The following is a 3,587-nucleotide window of genomic DNA, read 5'->3' as shown; positions in this document are numbered from 1 at the left end:
GCGAAGATGCCGAATCTTTGTCAGACACGCCCTAAGTGTTGCTATGCGCTAGCGGCTCGACTTAGGCACCGCGAAACCACTGAGAGCCTCGAACCCCAGCTCGAGCACACCGCCAGAATTGCAGATCGCCTCGACCACGCGGTGGCAAGGTAACGTCCATCGTGTCGAGACCGACGGCCTCGTCCCAGAGGCCGTTGCCGCGAAGAACGTAGCGACTCTTGACTGGACAGACGAATGATAGAACTAGCTGTAGTTCCTTGGGACGTTGTGAACGCCTGAACTGAGGTGAAGACCTCCGGCAGGATGTGGATTACCACACTCGCATCCGCACACCGGAGGTCTTCATGCCCCACGCTAACGCACCCCTCACCCCTGAGGGACGCCGTCGTCTCGCCATCCTGATCGTTGAAGAGGACTGGCCGATCCGCCGCGCCGCTGAACGGTTCCAAGTCTCGCCTGCGACCGCCGGGAAATGGGCGGTCCGGTATCGGTCAGGGCAACCGCTGACCGACCGCTCCTCGCGCCCGCACACAAGTCCTGGCCGTCTCCCCAAGAAACGAGAACACCGGATCATCTCGCTCCGTTTCAACCGGCGCTGGGGCCCGCACCGGATCAGCTATCACCTCGGGATTCCACGTGCGACTGTGGGCCGAGTACTCGAACGCTACCGAATGCCACGCTTGGACCACATCGATTAGGCGACCGGCCTCCCGGTCCGTAAGACGAGGCCGGCCCGTTACGAGATGACCCGTCCGGGCGAACTCGTGCATGTGGATATCAAGAAGCTCGGACGGATCCCGGATGGTGGCGGGCATCGCATGCTCGGCAGAACACTCGGGAACCGGAACAACAAGAAGCAAGGCCGCGGCTACGCCTATCTGCATCATGCCGTCGATGGGTACTCACGCCTGGCGTATTCCGAGATCCTCGACGATGAACGCAAAGAGACCGCTGCCGGGTTCTGGAACAGGGCGCGCGCTTTCTTCACGGATGCAGGGGTCACCGTGACCGGGGTGATGACCGACAACGGCTCCTGTTACCGTTCCCACGCCTTCGCTGCCGCATTGGGCGAGGGGGTGAAGCACCGACGCACGCGTCCGTATCGTCCGCAGACCAACGGCAAGGTCGAACGGTTCAACCGCACCCTTGCGCAGGAATGGGCGTACGCCGAGACGTATGACAGTGATGAAGCCAGGGCCGCGACCTATACTGCCTGGCTCCATCACTACAATCATCACCGACCCCATACCGGGATCGGAGGGCTGACCCCGTCAGATCGCGTTCACAACCTCACGAGGAACTACAACTAGCTCGGTTCTTCGGACTTTCGGGCGGAGACACGGGAGGCTGATGGCCCCGGCCCCATGAATTGGCTCGCAAGAATACCTCGTTTGAGGTATGACCTCTTCGGCGAAGGTGACAACACTTAGCACTAGCGGCCGGCATTCCGTCGGTTGCTTCAGAGTCATATGCGACTGGAGGACGTTGTGAGTGAGAAACGAGCTTTGAAGCGAATCGCGGGATTTGGCATGATCGTGGCTCTCGCCACCGCAGGGTTGGCAGCCCCATCGGCCGCGTTCGCCCAAGAAGGAGAAACCGAACTGATCAAGCAGATCGAAGCGTCCGACACTCCATTCGCAGACTTGGAGCAGCTGACACCCGCTGAGCAGGAGCAGTTCCTGCAGGATCTGGAAGTGCTCAGTGAAGAACAGCAGGAGGAAGTGCTTCAAAGCGATGAGTGGACACCCAGCGTGTCGACGTTCGCATACTCCGACATCATCTGGTCCGGCCTTGAGAAGGCAGCGTGCGTGATCCACGTCGACCTGGTTTCCTGCAACCGGGCAGCCAAAGATGCCACAACCGCATCGAACTCGGCTGCGAGTCATTTCGCTTCAAACACGCTGCACAACGGCAAGGGCGACGCCTACCGGCACTGCTACTGGAACGCCCGTATGACGATTAGCATCGGCGAAAGCGGGGCAATGAAGATCGCCTCCAACCACGAGGCCATCCGAAACGGCCCGGCGAAAGAGAAGAAGATGGACCTCGCGAACAACAAGACAGGTCGGGCCATCGGCAAGGCGAAGAAGACCACTTCCAAGAGCCACACCGAGTGCAAGAGCCGCGCCAACAGCGGCAAACTCGTTACCCTGAAGTGATGATCTCCCCTAGTCTAAGACGGATCCCGAGCATCCTAGCGTTCAGTGCGTCGCTGACGGCGACGCTCGCGCTAACCGGTTGTTCGGGATCCGGCGACTTTGAGTCACGAGTTCTGCAGGTTAGCGAAGAAGGCAGCGCTTTTAGACTCCCTGACAAGGTCGACGGGAAGAACTGGGACGAGGTCCTGGTGCTATGCCCATACGACCAAGCTCCGCGCAATTTGGACCAAGCATTTGTGAACGCTGCCGCTGACATCGACACCAATGCCAGTGACGCATCGCAGTGGCTATTGTTCCGTACCGCCGACGATGTCACCACGCTCACCATCTCAAGGTCAGAACTGGAGTTCTGCTCTTTGTCGCACTCCGGTCCAAGCGTCTACGCTCAGGGAACGCTGTGGACCAGTGCGGATAAGGATGGCGTCGCCGTGATGACACCCGCGACGTAGCGCTAACGCTAGTCAGGGTCACTCGCATGGATGAGGTCTGCCAATCCCATCGCCCGATGCGACTGTCGGAAGAGGTGGCGGCGGATGAATTTCAGACTAGCCGTTCCTCCCGAATCGCTCTCACGGACTTGTTCTCGCTATTCATTCTCAGCTTCATGATTGTCGCTGCGATCGTCGCTGCGACGTTCAATACCGCCGGACGAGGATTTCGTGGAGCTGTTTAGATGGTCGGGCTGGGCCACGGAGCAATCTGGGCGGCTCTCATATTCGGAGCGCTCATCCTCTTGGTCATGGTAGCGACGTTGTTGCAACGTCGGACCATGGCGAGGGGGCGCGACACAGCAAAGACGAGAGTCCTGGTCTCGAAACTGATAGTGCAGTCCCGGTTTTTCAACTACCACGTCGTTGCAAGCAACTATCGACCTCTCGGGGTCTTCTGTCTGAGCTGGTGCGATAGCCGGGGGTTCTCGATCGTTTGTAACGACGGAATCTGCATCGGATGCATAGTTTTGGCCTCGGATGGTCGTCATGCCTGAGCGCCGTTAACTCCCGTTCTTGTTGAGTTTACGATAGCGAGGTGCGGCTGTGTCCTGGCCGCACCCATAGTGCCGGAAGCACGGTTCGCTCGGTTGCCCCGGTGAAGCCGATTGCTCCCCTCTCGCCGAGATCCGCCTCGCCACCCCACGCAGGGTCCTCTCCTCCCGGTCCCGGCGACGGTCATACTGGCAGAGTACTCGAGGCGTGGATGAGTCGACGAGTGACCTCGCGCAGCTCGGCGATGCCGTACCGCTGCGGGCCCTTCTCCGAAGCAAAGGCGCCTATTGCCTGACGATCGTCCGAAGCGGTGAACGTCACGGCGTGCAGCACGCCATCGCGTCGATCCTTTGCTGGTCTCCCGATCTTCTCCACCCACTCGACCTGGTCCTGCCGCCCAGCCTTCGTGGCTAGGGCGTGTCTGACAAAGATTCGGCATCTTCGC

At 60.0% G+C, this 3,587-nt stretch carries 3 protein-coding genes and 1 pseudogene; 3 read left to right on the top strand and 1 reads right to left on the bottom strand.

Features of this window, described 5'->3' with window-relative positions; all coding sequences use genetic code 11:
- Positions 1-344: 344 nt before the first annotated feature.
- From HMPREF3172_RS06005 to HMPREF3172_RS10525, 3 genes and pseudogenes are all read left to right on the top strand, one after another.
- Positions 345-1,310 (top strand): annotated as a pseudogene (locus HMPREF3172_RS06005) (IS481 family transposase).
- A gap of 219 nt (positions 1,311-1,529) precedes the next feature.
- Entirely contained in the window at positions 1,530-2,159 is a 630-nt protein-coding gene (locus HMPREF3172_RS06000) for a DUF6973 domain-containing protein (protein ID WP_019174424.1), read from the top strand.
- Positions 2,156-2,608, top strand: coding sequence for a hypothetical protein (locus tag HMPREF3172_RS10525; protein WP_141738923.1), 453 nt, complete (start codon positions 2,156-2,158; stop codon positions 2,606-2,608). Before HMPREF3172_RS06000 ends, HMPREF3172_RS10525 begins: the two co-directional genes overlap by 4 nt.
- Before the next feature lie 717 nt (positions 2,609-3,325).
- Here the strand turns inward: HMPREF3172_RS10525 and HMPREF3172_RS05980 are convergent.
- Complete coding sequence (locus tag HMPREF3172_RS05980) at positions 3,326-3,517, bottom strand: hypothetical protein (protein WP_141738026.1); 192 nt, start codon at positions 3,515-3,517, stop codon at positions 3,326-3,328.
- Positions 3,518-3,587: the final 70 nt, after the last annotated feature.

Origin of the sequence: Brevibacterium sp. HMSC08F02 (assembly GCF_001807555.1) — a bacterium.
Classification (GTDB): domain Bacteria; phylum Actinomycetota; class Actinomycetes; order Actinomycetales; family Brevibacteriaceae; genus Brevibacterium; species Brevibacterium ravenspurgense.
The sequence above is the reverse complement of the archived record's forward strand: the minus strand, read 5'-3'. Positions and strand labels throughout refer to the sequence as shown.

Excerpts from the sequence above, each read along its gene's own strand:
- HMPREF3172_RS06000 (WP_019174424.1), top strand. The coding sequence starts at position 1,530 with ATGATCGTGGCTCTCGCCACCGCAGGGTTGGCAGCCCCATCGGCCGCG.